This is a genomic window from Isoptericola sp. NPDC057559, assembly GCF_042801555.1.
GTDB lineage: Bacteria > Actinomycetota > Actinomycetes > Actinomycetales > Cellulomonadaceae > Isoptericola.
In genome coordinates, this window is the sequence record NZ_JBHVFQ010000002.1 from 101571 (window position 1) to 115444 (window position 13874).

Genomic DNA, 13874 nt, shown 5'->3' on the forward strand with positions numbered 1-13874 from the left:
GACGAGATCGAGGTACCCGTCGCGAGATCGACCTCCTGAAGGTCGACCTCGCGACGGGTACCTCGATCTCGTGGTTCAGAGCGGCATGCCGACGTACTGGGTCTCCTGGTACTCGGCGATGCCCTCGAAGCCGCCCTCGCGGCCGGAGCCGGACTGCTTCATCCCGCCGAACGGCGCGGCGGCGTTGGAGATGACGCCCGCGTTGAGGCCCAGCAGGCCGAACTCGAGGCGCTCGGCGAACGCGAGCCCACGACGCACGTCGGCGGTGAAGACGTACGACGCCAGCCCGTACTCGGTGGAGTTGGCGAGCTCGGCGGCCTCGTCCTCGGTGCGGAAGGTGGCGACGGGGGCGACAGGACCGAAGATCTCCTCCGTCATGCAGCGGGCGTCGGCGGGGACGTCGCGCAGCAGGGTGGCCGGGTAGAAGTGGCCGGGGCCGTCGGGGCGGGTGCCGCCGACGACGACCTGCGCGCCGCGGGCGACGGCGTCGTCCACGAGGGCGGCGACGGAGTCCACGGCCTTGGCCTCGACGAGCGGGCCGAGCGTCGTCCCGTCGTCCAGGCCGTTCCCGGCGACGACGGCGCGGAAGCGCTCGGCGAGCCGGGAGACGAACTCGTCGGCCACGGACTCGTGCACGTAGAACCGGTTGGCCGCGGTGCAGGCCTCGCCGCCGTTGCGGAGCTTGGCGGCCATGGCGCCGTCGACGGCGGCGTCCAGGTCGGCGTCCTCGAAGACGACCAGCGGGGCGTTGCCGCCGAGCTCCATGGAGGTGCGCAGCACGTTCTCGGCGGCCGACCGCAGCAGCGACTGGCCCACCGGGGTGGACCCGGTGAACGACACCTTCCGCAGCCGCCGGTCCGCCATCAGCGGCTCGCTCACGGCCGCCGCGGAGGCCGAGGGCACCACGTTGAGCACGCCGTCCGGCAGGCCGGCCTCGACCATGAGCTGCGCGAACAGCAGCGACGTCAGCGGCGTGAGGCGGGCCGGCTTGAGCACCATGGTGCAGCCGGCGGCGACGGCGGGCGCCACCTTGCGGGTGGCCATCGCGAGCGGGAAGTTCCACGGCGTGATGAGCAGGCACGGGCCCACGGGGCGGCGCTGCACGAGCAGGCGGAGCGTCCCCTCCGGGCTGTGCGCGTACCGGCTGTCGTCGTGGGTGGCCTGCTCGGCGAACCAGCGCAGGAACTCGCCCCCGTAGGTCACCTCGCCGCGCGCCTCGGCCAGCGGCTTGCCCATCTCGAGCGTCATGAGCAGCGCGAGGTCCTCGCGACGCTCCTGCACGAGGGCGAACCCGCGGCGCAGGATCTCGGCGCGCTCGCGCGCCGGGGTCGCGCCCCAGGACGCCTGCGCGGCGGCGGCCGCGTCGAGGGCGGCGCGCGCGTCGTCGGCGGTCGCGGAGGCGACGCGCACCAGTGTCTCCTCGGTGGCCGGGTTCTCGACGGCGAACGTGCCGCCGTCCGACGCGTCGCGCCAGGTGCCGCCGATCAGCAGCCCCGTGGGCGTGGTGGCCAGGAGCTCGGCCGCCCGTGCGCGGGGTCCGGTCGTGGTCGGGGTTGTCGTCATCGGGGTCCACCGTCCTTCGGCTGTGCGGTCGCTGGGGTGCGGGAGGCGACGCGCGCGGCGAGCTGTTCCGTGCCGCGCGCGAGCAGGGTGACGTCGGCGCCGACGACGACGTACGAGGCGCCGGCGTCGAGATAGCGGTCGGCCATGGCCGGGTCGAAGGCGTTGACGCCGACGGGCGTGCCCGCCGCGCGGCACGCGGCGATCGCGCCGAGCACGGCGTCGACGACCTCGGGGTGGTCCTGCTGCCCGAGGTGGCCGAGGGACGCGGCGAGGTCCGCGGGCCCGACCAGCACGGCGCCGACGCCGTCGGTCCCCGCGATGCCCGCGGCGTCCTCGATCGCGGCCCGGGTCTCGAGCTGCACGACCAGCGTGATGCCGTCGTTCGCGCCGCCCAGGTACCCGGGCACGCGGCTCCACCGCGAGGAGCGGGCGAGCGCGCTGCCGACGCCGCGCACCCCCGCGGGCGGGTAGCGCACGGCGCGGACGGCGGCCTCCGCCTCGGCGGCGGAGTCGACCATGGGCACCAGCACGTTGGTGGCGCCGAGGTCGAGCACCCGCTTGAGGCCGACAGGGTCGCCGGAGGGCACCCGCACCAGCGTGGCCACGGGGTACGCGGCCGTGGCCTGGAGCTGCGCGAGGACGGTGGTGAGGTCGTTCGGGCCGTGCTCGCCGTCGACCAGCACGACGTCCAGGCCACTGCCGGCCAGGATCTCCGCGGCGACGGGGCTGCCCATCGACGACCACGCGCCGACGAGGGGGCGGCCCTCGCCCGCGGCCCCGGCGAGCAGGGCGGCGAGCGAGCGGTCGGTGGTCGGGTCGTCGGTCACACGAAGCGGCATGTCACGGCCCCCAGGCTTCCGTAGTCGGCGTGCACGGTGTCGCCGGGGTGCACCCACGTGGGGCGGGTGAACGACCCGGCGAGGACGGTCTCGCCCGCGGCGAGGGAGTCGCCGTGCGCGGCCAGCTTGTTCGCGAGCCAGGCGACGCCGGCGGCGGGGTGCCCGAGCACCCCGGCGGCCACGCCCGTCTCCTCGATGGTCTCGTTGCGGTACAGGAGGGCGGACACCCAGCGCAGGTCGACGTCGTCGACCCGGACGGGCCGCCCGCCCACCACCATGGCACCCATGGCGGCGTTGTCGCTGATCGTGTCGACGATGGTGCGGCCCGGCATCTCGACGCGCGCGTCGAGGATCTCCAGCGCCGGCACGACGCGGTCGGTGGCGCGCAGCACGTCGGTCACGGTGACGCCCGGGCCCGCCAGGGGCTCGGCGAGGACGAACGCGAGCTCCACCTCGACGCGCACGTTCGAGTACGCGGCGTGCTCCACGACGCCGCCGGACTCGAGCACCATGTCGTCGAAGATGACGCCGTAGTCCGGCTCCGTGATGCCGGTCGCGGCCTGCATGGCCTTCGACGTCAGGCCGATCTTGTGCCCGACGACGCGGCGCCCGCGCGCCTCGCCGCGCTCGCGCCAGGTGCGCTGCACGGCGTACGCGTCGGCCACCGTCATGCCCGGGTGCCGCGCGGTGAGCAGCGGCACGGGGGTGCGGGTGCGGTCCGCCTCGGCGAGCTCGTCCGCGATCGCGACGACGGCGTCGTCGTCGAGCGTGCGCTCGCCGTCGGGCGTCGCGCCCACCGGGGGAGTCACAGCGTCGCCCCCAGCTTGAAGCCCTGCACCCCGCCGTCGTCGTCCTTGCGGGTGTAGGAGAAGCCGTCGGCGCCGACCGTCACCTCCATCTCGGAGTCGTCGGTGCGGGCGACGACGGGCTGCGGGTCGCCGTCGAGGTCCAGCACCAGGGACGCCTCGGTGTACCAGCTCGGCACCACGGGGTTGCCCCACCAGTCGCGGCGCTGGTTGTCGTGCACGTCCCAGGTGACGACCGGGTTGTCCGGGTCGCCGGTGTAGTAGTCCTGCGTGTAGATCTCGACGCGGTGGCCGTCGGGGTCGCGCAGGTACAGGTAGAACGCGTTGGAGACGCCGTGGCGGCCGGGGCCCCGCTCGATGCAGTCGGAGCGGCGCAGCGCCCCGAGCTTGTCGCAGATGGCCAGGATGTTGTGCTTCTCGTGGGTCGAGAACGCGACGTGGTGCATGCGGGGGCCGTCGCCGCCCGTCATCGCCGTGTCGTGCACGGTGGGCTTGCGGCGCATCCACGCGGCGTAGACGGTGCCGGCGTCGTCCTGGATGTCCTCGGTGACGCGGAAGCCCAGGTCCTGCATGAACTTCACGGCCCGGGGCACGTCGGGCGTCACCTGGTTGAAGTGGTCCAGGCGCACCAGCTCGCCGGGGGTGTGCAGGTCGTAGCGCCACGACAGCCGCTCCACGTGCTGCACGTCGTGGAAGAACTCGTACGGGAAGCCGAGCGGGTCGACCACGCGCACCGAGTCCCCGATGCCCTGGGTGAACCCGCCGGGCTCGCGCCGCACCTCGCAGCCGAGCTCGGTGTAGAAGGCGACGGCCCTGTCGAGGTCCTCCGGCGTGCGCACGCGGTAGGAGAACGCCGCGACCGCCGCGACCGTGCCCTTGCGGAGCACGAGGTTGTGGTGGATGAACTCCTCGGTGGACCGCAGGTAGACGCTCTCGTCGTCCTCCGCGGTGACGTACAGGCCGAGCACGTCGACGTAGAACTCGCGGGAGGCCGCGAGGTCCGTGACGACGAGCTCCATGTACGCGCAGCGCAGGATGTCGGGCGCGGGGCTCGACGGCGTCGCGATCGGGTTCTCCGCGTGGATCGGCGCCTCCTGGGAGACGTAGAAGCCCGAGGAGGTGAGGGTGCGGTCGTTCTTGTCGGTCATGTCAGCGTCCTTGCTCGTGTACCGAGTGCGTCAGTTCTTGCCGAAGGTGGGGTTGTGCACCTTGCCGAGCGTGATGTGCACGGCCTGCTGGTCGGTGTAGAAGTCGATGGAGCGGTAGCCGCCCTCGTGGCCGAGCCCCGACGCCTTGACGCCGCCGAACGGGGTGCGCAGGTCGCGCACGTTGTTCGAGTTCAGCCACACCATCCCGGCCTCGACGGCCTGGGAGAAGTTGTGGGCCCGCTTGAGGTCGTTCGTCCACACGTAGGCGGCCAGGCCGTACCTCACGCCGTTGGCGAGCTCGAGCGCCTCGGCCTCGGTGTCGAACGGGGTGATCGCGACGACGGGGCCGAAGATCTCCTCCTGGAAGATCCGGGCGTCGGGCTTCACGTCGGCGAAGACGGTGGGGGCCACGAAGTTGCCGGTCTCGAAGCCCTCGGGGCGGCCGCCGCCGGCGACGAGCCGGCCCTCGGACCTGCCGATCTCCACGTAGCCCATGACCTTCGCGAAGTGCTCCGGGTGCACGAGGGCGCCGACCTCGGTCTCCTTCTCGTGCGGGTAGCCGACGCGCACGCGCTTCGCCTGGGCGGCGTACCGCTCCACGAACTCGTCGTAGACGGGGCGCTCGACGAGGATGCGGCTCCCGGCGGTGCAGCGCTCGCCGTTGAGGGAGAAGACGCCGAAGATCGTCGCGTCGATCGCGGCGTCGAGGTCGGCGTCGGCGAACACGATCGCCGGGGACTTGCCGCCCAGCTCCATGGACAGGCCCTTGAGGTACGGGGCGGCGTTGCCGAAGATCAGCTGGCCGGTGCTGCTCTCGCCGGTGAAGGAGATGAGCGGGACGTGGGGGTGCTTCACCAGCGCGTCGCCGGCCTCCTCGCCGAGCCCGTTGACGAGGTTGAAGACGCCCTGCGGCAGGCCGGCCTCCTCGAAGATCCCCGCCCACAGCGACGCCGACAGCGGCGTGAACTCGGCGGGCTTGAGCACCACGGTGTTCCCGGTGGCGAGCGCGGGCGCGAGCTTCCACGACTCGAGCATGAACGGCGTGTTCCACGGCGTGATGAGCCCGGCGACGCCGATCGGCTTGCGGTTGACGTAGTTGATCTGGCGCCCGGGCACCTTGTAGGTGTCGTCGGCCTGCGCCACGATCAGGTCCGCGAAGAAGCGGAAGTTCTCGGCCGCGCGGCGGGCCTGGCCCAGCGCCTGCGTGATCGGCAGGCCGGAGTCGAAGGACTCCAGCTCGGCGAGGCGGGCGTCCCGGGACTCCACGAGGTCGGCGATCCGGTGCAGCACGCGCGAGCGCTCGCGGGGCAGCATCCGCGGCCACGGGCCCTCGGTGAAGGCGCGGCGGGCGGCGGCGACGGCGGCGTCGACGTCGGCCTTCTTGCCCGCGGCGGCCTGCAGGTACGTCTCGTTGGTGACGGGGTCCAGCACGTCGAACGTGGCGCCGTCGGCGGAGTCGACGAACCGGCCGTCGACGTAGTGCCGGATCGCGGCGGGCAGGTCGGCGGGGCGGTGGGACTGCTCGGTCATCACTTCTCCTGGGACTGGGAGTGCGGACGGTGGTCGGCCTGGTAGGCGAGCACGGCGTCGAGGGTGGCGGTGCGGTGGCGCCGGGCGGCGAGCTCGACGTCGGTGGCGGTGGCCGTGCCGGCCTGCAGGTCCGCGACGAGATCGAGGATCCGGTCGTGCTCGGCGACCGACTCGCGCGCCCGGCCGGGCACGAACGAGAACGAGGAGTCGCGCAGCACGGTCATGCGCCGCCACCCGCGGTGCACGAGGTCGAGCACGTGCGGGTTGGGGCACGGCTCGAACAGCACGGCGTGGAAGTCGAGGTTGAGCGCCGTGAAGCGGTGCGGGTCGAAGTCGGCGAGGCAGCCGCGCATCCGCTCGTTGACCTCGCGCGCGGTCGCGAGCTGCGCGGCGCTCAGGTGCGGGGCCGACAGCGCGGTGGCGAAGCCCTCCACCAGCGCCAGCGTCTCCATGGTGTGCTGGTACTCGGTCTCCTTGAGGAGGGCGACCTGGGCGCCGACGTTGCGCTCGAACGTCACCAGGCCCTCCGCCTCGAGGCGGCGGATCGCCTCGCGCACCGGCACCACGGACATGTCGAGCTCGCCGGCGAGCTGGGCCAGCACCAGCCGGTAGCCCGGCACGAACGTGCCGTCCTCGATCCGCTCGCGCAGGGACGCGTACGCCCGCTGCGACTTGCTCACGGTCACGGCGGTCATCGGGCGCCCGTCTCGCGCTCGTACCGCGCCCGCCACTCGGCGTCCATGGGGAACAGGCCGTCGACGGGGGCGCCGGCGGCGACCTGGGTCGCGACCCAGGCGTCGGCGGCCTCCTGGGCCTCGGCCTCGGCGAGCACCTCCTCGACGAGGGCGGGCGGGATGACGAGGACGCCGTCGCCGTCGCCCACCACGACGTCGCCCGGCTGGACGGCGGCGCCGCCGCAGGCGACGGTCACGTCCGTCTCCCACGGCACGTGCTTGCGCCCGAGGACGGACGGGTGCGGGCCCTGGGAGAACACGGGGATGCCGATCTCGGCCACGGCGTCGGCGTCGCGGACGCCGCCGTCGGTGACGACCGCCGCCGCCCCGCGCACGTGGGCGCGCAGGGCGAGCACGTCGCCCACGGTGCCGGTGCCGCGCTCGCCGCGCGCCTCGACCACGATCACCTCGCCCGGCCCGACGGCGTCGAACGCGCGCTTCTGCGCGTTGAAGCCGCCGCCGTGGGAGGCGAACAGGTCCGGGCGGAACGGGATCAGCCGCAGCGTGCGGGCGGTGCCCACGAACCGGTCGCCCGGGTGGTTGCCGTGCACGCCCTCGACGAAGACGTCGGTGTAGCCGCGCTTGCGCAGCGCGGCCGACAGCGTGGCGACGGCGACGCCTCCGAACCGGTCGCGCATCGCGTCGGTGAGGACGAACGCGGGCTCGGGCGCGGGCGCCGGGGTGCCCCAGGCCTCCGCCCGCTGCGTGTCGTCGACGGCGGGCCTCGACCCGAAGTCGCCGAAGGCGCGCGTGCCGGCGGTGACGGTGGTGACGAGGCGGCCGCTGGACGGGGCGCCGGGCGCGTCGGGGGCGTCCACCTCGACCTCGACGACCTGCCCCGGCCCCACGACCGACGAGCCTGCCGGCGTGCCGGTGAGGACCACGTCGCCGGGCTCGAGCGTGAGGTGCTGGGAGAGGTCGGCGACGAGGCGGCCGAGGTCGAACAGCAGGGTGCCGGTCGAGTCGTCCTGGACCAGCTCGCCGTCCACCCAGGTGCGCACGCGCAGGCCGGCCGGGTCGACGTCGGCGGCGGGGATCCAGCGCGGGCCGAGCGGCGTGAAGCCGTCCCCGCCCTTGTTGCGCAGGTTGGAGCCCTTGTCGGCGGCGCGCAGGTCGTAGAGCCCGAAGTCGTTCGCCGCGGTGACGGCGTCGACGTGCGACCAGCCGTCGGCGGGGGAGACCCAGCGCGCGGCGGTGCCGATGCGGATCGCGACCTCGCCCTCGAAGGCGAGGAGCTCCGTGCCGAGCGGGCGCTCGATGGTGCCGCCGGTCGCGGCGAGCGACGAGGCGGGCTTGAGGAAGTAGGACGGCTGGCTCGGCGTCCGGCCCCGCTGCGCCGCGCGCGACGGGTAGTTGAGGTGGACGGCGATGATCTTGCCGGGCTTGGGCGGGTCGTCGGTGACCACGGGCACCCCACTATCAGGTCGAGGCTGTCATGTCGTATCTCGGATGATATACGATCCTGCGATCTGCACCACCCGCGGACTGACAGAGAGGTCTCCCGCCATGTCCACCACCGGGACCACCGGCACCGCTGCCGCCCCGACCACCGAGCGCCGCGAGCTCCGCCGCGTCGCGTTCGCGACCGTCATCGGTACCACCATCGAGTGGTACGACTTCTTCCTCTACGCCAGCGCCGCCGGGCTGGTGTTCGGCACGCTGTTCTTCGAGCCGGCCGGCAAGAGCGCGGCCACCCTGCTGTCGTTCGCGACCGTCGGGATCAGCTTCCTGTTCCGCCCCCTCGGCGCCTTCCTCGCCGGCCACTTCGGCGACAAGATCGGCCGCAAGGCGATGCTCGTCGTCACGCTCGTCCTCATGGGCGGCGCCACCACCCTCATCGGCCTGCTGCCCACCTACGACACGATCGGCATCGCCGCCCCGGCGCTCCTCGTGCTGCTGCGCATCGTCCAGGGCCTGTCGACCGGCGGCGAGTGGGGCGGCGCCGTCCTCATGGCCGTCGAGCACGCGCCCGACGGCCGTCGCGGCCGCATGGGCGCGTTCCCGCAGATCGGCGTCCCGATCGGCCTGCTCCTCGCCTCCGGCGTGCTGGCGCTCATGACCGGCGTCATCTCCCCGGGCGACGCCTTCCTCCAGTGGGGCTGGCGCATCCCGTTCCTGCTGAGCGTGGTGCTGATCCTGGTCGGCATCGTCGTGCGGCGGTCGGTCGAGGAGAGCCCCGTCTTCCTCGAGATCGCGGAGAAGAAGGCGGCCGCGAAGACGCCGATCCTCACGCTCTTCCGCAAGCACTGGCTGCTGGTGCTGCTCGCCGCGCTCACCTTCGCCGGCAACAACGCCGCCGGCTACATGACCACCGGCGGGTACCTGCAGAACTATGCGACCACGCCGCTCGCCGACGGCGGCCTCGTCGGCATGGACCGCACGCCGGTGCTGCTCGCCGTCGCGGGCGCGTCCGTGGTCTGGCTGGCCTGCACGTTCGCGGCGGGCGCCGTCTCCGACCGCATCGGGCGCCGGAACACGTACATCATCGGCTGGGTCGCCTTCCTGGCCACGGTGTTCCTGCTGTTCCCGCTGGTGAACACGGGCAGCCCCTGGCTGCTGTTCGTCGGCGTCTCGCTCTTCGCGATCGGCAACGGCTTCACGTACGGGCAGCAGGCCGCGTACTTCGCGGAGCTCTTCCCGGCCTCGATCCGCTACTCCGGCGTGTCGATCACCTACGCGATCGGCGCCATCCTGGGCGGCGCGTTCGCCCCGACCATCGCGGCCTGGCTGGTGCAGCGCACCGGCACCGCGACGTCCGTCGCGTTCTACATCGCGGGCGTCATGGTGGTGGCGTTCGCCGCCACGCTGCTGCTGCGCGACCGCACCGGCATCCCGCTGGGGCCGGAGCACGAGGAGGAGCAGGCGGCCAGCCCGATCTACGGGGTCTCGCGCGCCTGACGCCTCACCCCCGTCGGGGGAGGATCAGGAGCGCGGCGTCGGCGCGTACGGTGTGCACCGGTGTGCACCGTCACGAGCGCGGAGGTCCTGATGACGAACGAGACCGGGCAGTCCGGACCGGCCGACCTCGTCGAGGTGCGGACCGTCGCCGGCCGGGTGCGTGGGCGCTGGCGTCCGGGCGCCGGGCCGGGGGCGCCGCGCTCCGCCGCCTTCCTGGGCATCCCGTTCGCCGAGCCACCCGTGGGCGACCTGCGGTTCGCCGCCCCCGTGCCGCACGCCCCGTGGGACGGGGTGCGTGACGCCCTCGAGCACGGCGCCACCGCCCAGCGCGGCGACCCCGGCGTCACGCTCATCCCCGAGCCCAGCGTGCCGGGGGAGTCCACGCTCAACGTCAACGTGTTCACGCCCTCGCCCGAGCCCGCGTCTCCCGGCGCGGGCCTGCCGGTGCTCGTCTGGATCCACGGGGGCGGCTACTTCGCCGGGTCGCCCGCGAGCCCCTGGTACGACGGGCGCGCCTTCAACCGCGACGGCGTCGTCACGGTGTCGGTGTCGTACCGCCTCGGCTTCGACGGCTTCGGCCGGATCGAGGGCGCGCCGTCCAACCGCGGCGTGCGTGACTGGCTCCTCGCGCTGGAGTGGGTGCAGCAGAACGTCGCGGCCTTCGGCGGCGACCCGGCGCGCGTGACGGTCGCCGGGCAGTCGGCGGGAGGCGGCGCGGTGCTCACCCTGCTCGGCATGGAGCGCGCGCAGCACCTCTTCCACGGGGTCTACGCGCTCTCCGGCGCGCTCGCCGACGTGTCCGACGAGCGCGCGCGGGCGCTCGCCGAGGACATCGCCCGGCGGGCCGGCGTCGCGCCGACGCGCGAGGGCTTGGCGTCCGTCCCCGAGGAGCGCCTCCTCGCCCTCCAGAAGGAAGCCACCGACCTCGACCCCCGGCAGCTGGACACGGTGATCTCGCAGGGGCTGCCGCTCGGCCCCGCCGTCGACGGCGACCTCCTGCCGCGGCCCACCCGCGAGTCGCTGCGCGCCGGCGTCGGCGCGGACAAGCCCCTCGTGCTCGGCACCACGGACGACGAGTTCACGATGGCGCTCGCGGGCGCCGCGCGGACGCTGCGCTGGGTGCCGCGGTCGTTGCTGCTGTCCCGGCTGGGCGTGCCGGCCCGGGCGCGCCGCGCCTACCTGGACGCCAACGCGGACGTCGTCGCGCTCGGGAAGGTCCGGCTGGCGGGCCGCGTCGTCACCGACCGGATGTTCCGGACCGGTGCGCTGCGCGTCGCCGCCGACCGCGGGGGCGCGGCGACCTGGCTCTACCGGTTCGCGTGGCCGTCGGGCGCCTTCGGCTTCGCCGAGCACTGCCTCGACGTGCCGTTCTTCTTCGACTGCCTCGACGGGCCCGCGACGGAGCCGCTCGCCGGCCCGCACCCGCCGCAGGAGCTCGCCGACGCGGTCCACGCCGCGGCGGTGGCGTTCGTCGTCGACGGCGACCCCGGCTGGCCGCGTCACGACGACGCCGGGACCGCCCGCGTCTGGGACGTGCCGGTGCGCGACGAGCCGGACGCCTACGCCTCGGTGCGCCCCCTGCTCTGAGGGCCGGGCGCCGCCCGGGGGTCAGCCGCCCAGGGCGTCGCGGACGGCGGCGGCGGACCGGGTGAGCCGGGCGGCCACCTGCTGGTGGTCCAGGGGGCTCGCGACGTGCACCACGGCGAGCGCGGCCGGCCCGCGGCCGCGCAGCGCGAGCGGCACGGCCACGGACTCGAGGCTGGGGATCACCTCGTCGTGGCTGGTCGCCCACCCGCGCCCGGCGGCCTCGGCGACGGTGGCGCGCAGCGTGGCCGGGATGCCGGCGGGCCAGTCGGCCTCCGGCACCAGCGTGAGGATCGCCTTGCCGGGGGCCCCGGCGGTGACGGCGTGCCGGGTGCCCGGGCGCTGCGCCACGGGTGCGACGGCGTGGCGCGGCTCGACGCTGACGAGCGTCACGCACTCGTCGTGGTCGAGGACGACGAGGAAGCACGTCATCCCCAGCTCGTTCGCGACGGCGGTGAGCTCCGGCAGCGCCTCGGCCTGCAGGTCGTGGGCGACCCCGGCGGCCAGCGCCGCCATCCGCGCGCCGAGGGCGACGTGCCCGTTCGCGTCACGCACCACCAGCCCGTGGTGCTCCAGGGTGCGCAGCAGCCGGTACGCGATCGACCGGTGCACGCCGAGCCGCCCGGCGACGTCGTCGATGGTGAGCGGCTCGCGGGCGTCGGCGAGGGTCTCGAGGATGCGGATCCCGCGGCTGAGGGTCTGCGACGGCGGGGGGCCGGCGTCGGGCATCGGCGTCCTTCCGGTGGGTTAGGCTGCATTCAATAGTAGAACGGCGTGTTCGAATATAGAACGGCGCCGCCGAGCGTGCAAGGCCCGACGCGGACGTCGGGGGCATCGACGACGATGAGGAGAGCTCGTGCAGTTCCACCACCACGGCTACGTGTCCGGCGACCCGCGGGTGCTGCCGCCCGCCGGCACCGGTGTGGACCGGCCCGCCGACCTGCCCGACGAGGTCGACGTGCTCGTCGTCGGGTCCGGACCCGCGGGCATGCTGCTCGCCGCGCAGATGTCGCAGTACCCCGGGGTCACGACGCGCATCATCGAGAAGCGCGAGGGCAGGCTGGTGCTCGGCCAGGCCGACGGCATCCAGCCGCGCAGCGTCGAGACCTTCGACGCGTTCGGCTTCGCGGAGCGCATCGTCGCCGAGGCGTACAACATCGGCTGGATGAACTTCTGGGGCCCGGACCCCCGGAACCCGGAGCACATCGTGCGCACCACGCGCACCGAGGACTACGGCCTCAAGATCAGCGAGTACCCGCACCTCATCGTCAACCAGGCGCGCGTGCTCGACTACTTCGCCGAGGCCGCCGCGCACGGGCCGGCCCGCATCGTGCCCGACTACGGCGTCGAGTTCCTCGGCCTCACGGTGCACGACGGCGACGAGCACCCCGTCGAGGTTCGCGTGCGGCACGTCGCGGGCGACCGCGCCGGCGAGGAGCGCACCGTACGCGCCAGGTACGTCGCCGGGTGCGACGGCGCCCGCAGCGCGGTGCGCGAGGCGATCGGCCGCAAGCACGTCGGCGAGTTCGCGGCGCACGCCTGGGGCGTGATGGACGTGCTCGTCAACACCGACTTCCCCGACTGGCGCACCAAGTGCGCCATCAACTCCGAGGCCGGGAACATCCTGCTCATCCCGCGCGAGGGCGGGTACCTCTGCCGCGTGTACGTGGACCTCGGCGAGGTCGCCGCGGACGACCACCACCGGGTGCGCACGACACCGATCGAGGAGATCGTCCGCCGGGCCAACGAGATCCTCACGCCGTACACGCTGGACGTGAAGGAGGTCGCCTGGCACAGCGTGTACGAGGTCGGCCACCGCGTCACCGACAAGTTCGACGACGTGCCCGACGGCGAGGAGCACCGCACCCCGCGCGTCTTCCTCACCGGCGACGCCTGCCACACCCACAGCGCCAAGGCGGGGCAGGGGATGAACGTGTCGATGCAGGACGGGTTCAACCTGGGCTGGAAGCTCGGGTCCGTGCTGACCGGCCTCAGCCCCGAGTCCCTCCTGGCCACCTACACCACCGAGCGGCAGCCCGTGGCGCAGCAGCTCATCGACTTCGACCGCGAGTGGTCGAGCCTCATGGCCCGCAAGCCCGAGGAGATCTCCGACCCGCAGGAGCTGGCCCACTACTACCTCGCGACGTCGGAGTTCCCCTCCGGGTTCATGACGCAGTACGGGTCGTCGTCGATCGTGGCCGGCGGCGCGCGGCAGGAGCTGGCGGCCGGCTTCCCGCTCGGCAAGCGGTTCAAGTCCGCCGAGGTGACGCGCGTGTGCGACGGCAACGCCGTGCACCTGGGCCACCACGCCAAGGCGGACGGCCGGTGGCGGGTCTACGCGTTCGCCGACGCCGCCGCCCCGGGGGCGCGGTCCGCGCTCGACTCGTGGGCGGCCTGGCTGGCGTCGCCGGAGTCCCCCGTGGCCCGGTGCACGCCGGACGGCGCCGACGTCGACGCCGTCCTCGACGTGAAGGTCGTCTACCAGCAGGCCTTCCAGGACGTGGACCTCGCGGAGGTCCCCGAGGTGTTCCGGCCGCAGACCGGACCCCTGGGGCTCACCGACTGGGAGAAGGTGTACGCCGCCGGGCCCACCGTCTGGACCGGGGACGACATCTTCGCCGAGCGAGAGCTCTCCCGCGACGGGGTGGTGGTCGTCGTGCGCCCCGACCAGTACGTGGCGCACGTGCTGCCGCTCGACGCCACCGACGAGCTCGCCGAGTTCTTCGCGGGGGTGTTCGTCGGCCGCTGACGCCGTCCCCGCTGGTACGTTCC

Annotated in this window: 11 protein-coding genes; 3 read left to right on the plus strand and 8 right to left on the minus strand. The window is 73.8% G+C overall.

Translation table 11 applies throughout. From position 1 onward, the window contains the following. Positions 1-75: 75 nt before the first annotated feature. From ACFU5J_RS03420 to ACFU5J_RS03450, 7 genes are read right to left on the minus strand one after another with little or no spacing between them, the layout of a single operon-like run. Complete coding sequence (locus ACFU5J_RS03420; RefSeq protein ID WP_430577833.1) at positions 76-1563, minus strand: NAD-dependent succinate-semialdehyde dehydrogenase; 1488 nt, start codon at positions 1561-1563, stop codon at positions 76-78. Beyond that, positions 1560-2402, minus strand: a complete 843-nt coding sequence (locus ACFU5J_RS03425; RefSeq protein ID WP_430577834.1) for an HpcH/HpaI aldolase/citrate lyase family protein — start codon at positions 2400-2402, stop codon at positions 1560-1562. Before ACFU5J_RS03425 ends, ACFU5J_RS03420 begins: the two co-directional genes overlap by 4 nt. Then, positions 2387-3199: a 2-oxo-hept-4-ene-1,7-dioate hydratase gene (hpaH, locus tag ACFU5J_RS03430; RefSeq protein ID WP_430575336.1), complete on the minus strand. Its 813-nt coding sequence runs from the start codon at positions 3197-3199 to the stop codon at positions 2387-2389. Before hpaH ends, ACFU5J_RS03425 begins: the two co-directional genes overlap by 16 nt. 8 nt (positions 3200-3207) lie before the next feature. Next, positions 3208-4356 carry a 3,4-dihydroxyphenylacetate 2,3-dioxygenase gene (gene hpaD, locus ACFU5J_RS03435; RefSeq protein ID WP_430577835.1) on the minus strand — a complete coding sequence of 383 codons (1149 nt, stop codon included), beginning with the start codon at positions 4354-4356 and terminating at the stop codon, positions 3208-3210. 30 nt (positions 4357-4386) lie between these two features. Continuing rightward, a complete protein-coding gene (gene hpaE / locus ACFU5J_RS03440) occupies positions 4387-5886 on the minus strand; it encodes a 5-carboxymethyl-2-hydroxymuconate semialdehyde dehydrogenase (RefSeq protein ID WP_430577836.1) in 1500 nt (499 codons plus the stop codon). Then, positions 5886-6581, minus strand: coding sequence for a GntR family transcriptional regulator (locus ACFU5J_RS03445; RefSeq protein WP_430573997.1), 696 nt, complete (start codon positions 6579-6581; stop codon positions 5886-5888). Before ACFU5J_RS03445 ends, hpaE begins: the two co-directional genes overlap by 1 nt. Continuing rightward, positions 6578-8026, minus strand: a complete 1449-nt coding sequence (locus ACFU5J_RS03450; RefSeq protein ID WP_430577837.1) for a fumarylacetoacetate hydrolase family protein — start codon at positions 8024-8026, stop codon at positions 6578-6580. Before ACFU5J_RS03450 ends, ACFU5J_RS03445 begins: the two co-directional genes overlap by 4 nt. 100 nt (positions 8027-8126) lie before the next feature. Between ACFU5J_RS03450 and ACFU5J_RS03455 the strand changes: the two genes are divergently transcribed. Further along, complete coding sequence (locus ACFU5J_RS03455; protein WP_430573999.1) at positions 8127-9518, plus strand: MFS transporter; 1392 nt, start codon at positions 8127-8129, stop codon at positions 9516-9518. A 90-nt stretch (positions 9519-9608) separates the two neighbouring features. Then, positions 9609-11105 (plus strand): carboxylesterase/lipase family protein, encoded by a 1497-nt coding sequence (locus ACFU5J_RS03460; RefSeq protein WP_430577838.1) that lies wholly within the window; start codon positions 9609-9611, stop codon positions 11103-11105. A 21-nt stretch (positions 11106-11126) separates the two neighbouring features. On the opposite strand, the gene ACFU5J_RS03465 is transcribed toward ACFU5J_RS03460, so the two are convergent. Beyond that, a complete protein-coding gene (locus ACFU5J_RS03465; protein ID WP_430574001.1) occupies positions 11127-11831 on the minus strand; it encodes an IclR family transcriptional regulator in 705 nt (234 codons plus the stop codon). A 127-nt stretch (positions 11832-11958) separates the two neighbouring features. Between ACFU5J_RS03465 and ACFU5J_RS03470 the strand changes: the two genes are divergently transcribed. Next, positions 11959-13851 carry an FAD-dependent monooxygenase gene (locus ACFU5J_RS03470; RefSeq protein ID WP_430577839.1) on the plus strand — a complete coding sequence of 631 codons (1893 nt, stop codon included), beginning with the start codon at positions 11959-11961 and terminating at the stop codon, positions 13849-13851. Positions 13852-13874 lie beyond the last annotated feature (23 nt).

What these genes read in the sequence shown, in the direction of transcription:
- ACFU5J_RS03425 (WP_430577834.1), bottom strand. Translation starts at nt 2,402, where the DNA reads ATGCCGCTTCGTGTGACCGACGACCCGACCACCGACCGCTCGCTCGCC.
- ACFU5J_RS03445 (WP_430573997.1), bottom strand. Translation starts at nt 6,581, where the DNA reads ATGACCGCCGTGACCGTGAGCAAGTCGCAGCGGGCGTACGCGTCCCTG.
- ACFU5J_RS03455 (WP_430573999.1), top strand. Translation starts at nt 8,127, where the DNA reads ATGTCCACCACCGGGACCACCGGCACCGCTGCCGCCCCGACCACCGAG.
- hpaD (WP_430577835.1), bottom strand. Translation starts at nt 4,356, where the DNA reads ATGACCGACAAGAACGACCGCACCCTCACCTCCTCGGGCTTCTACGTC.
- ACFU5J_RS03420 (WP_430577833.1), bottom strand. Translation starts at nt 1,563, where the DNA reads ATGACGACAACCCCGACCACGACCGGACCCCGCGCACGGGCGGCCGAG.
- hpaE (WP_430577836.1), bottom strand. Translation starts at nt 5,886, where the DNA reads ATGACCGAGCAGTCCCACCGCCCCGCCGACCTGCCCGCCGCGATCCGG.
- ACFU5J_RS03460 (WP_430577838.1), top strand. Translation starts at nt 9,609, where the DNA reads ATGACGAACGAGACCGGGCAGTCCGGACCGGCCGACCTCGTCGAGGTG.
- ACFU5J_RS03465 (WP_430574001.1), bottom strand. Translation starts at nt 11,831, where the DNA reads ATGCCCGACGCCGGCCCCCCGCCGTCGCAGACCCTCAGCCGCGGGATC.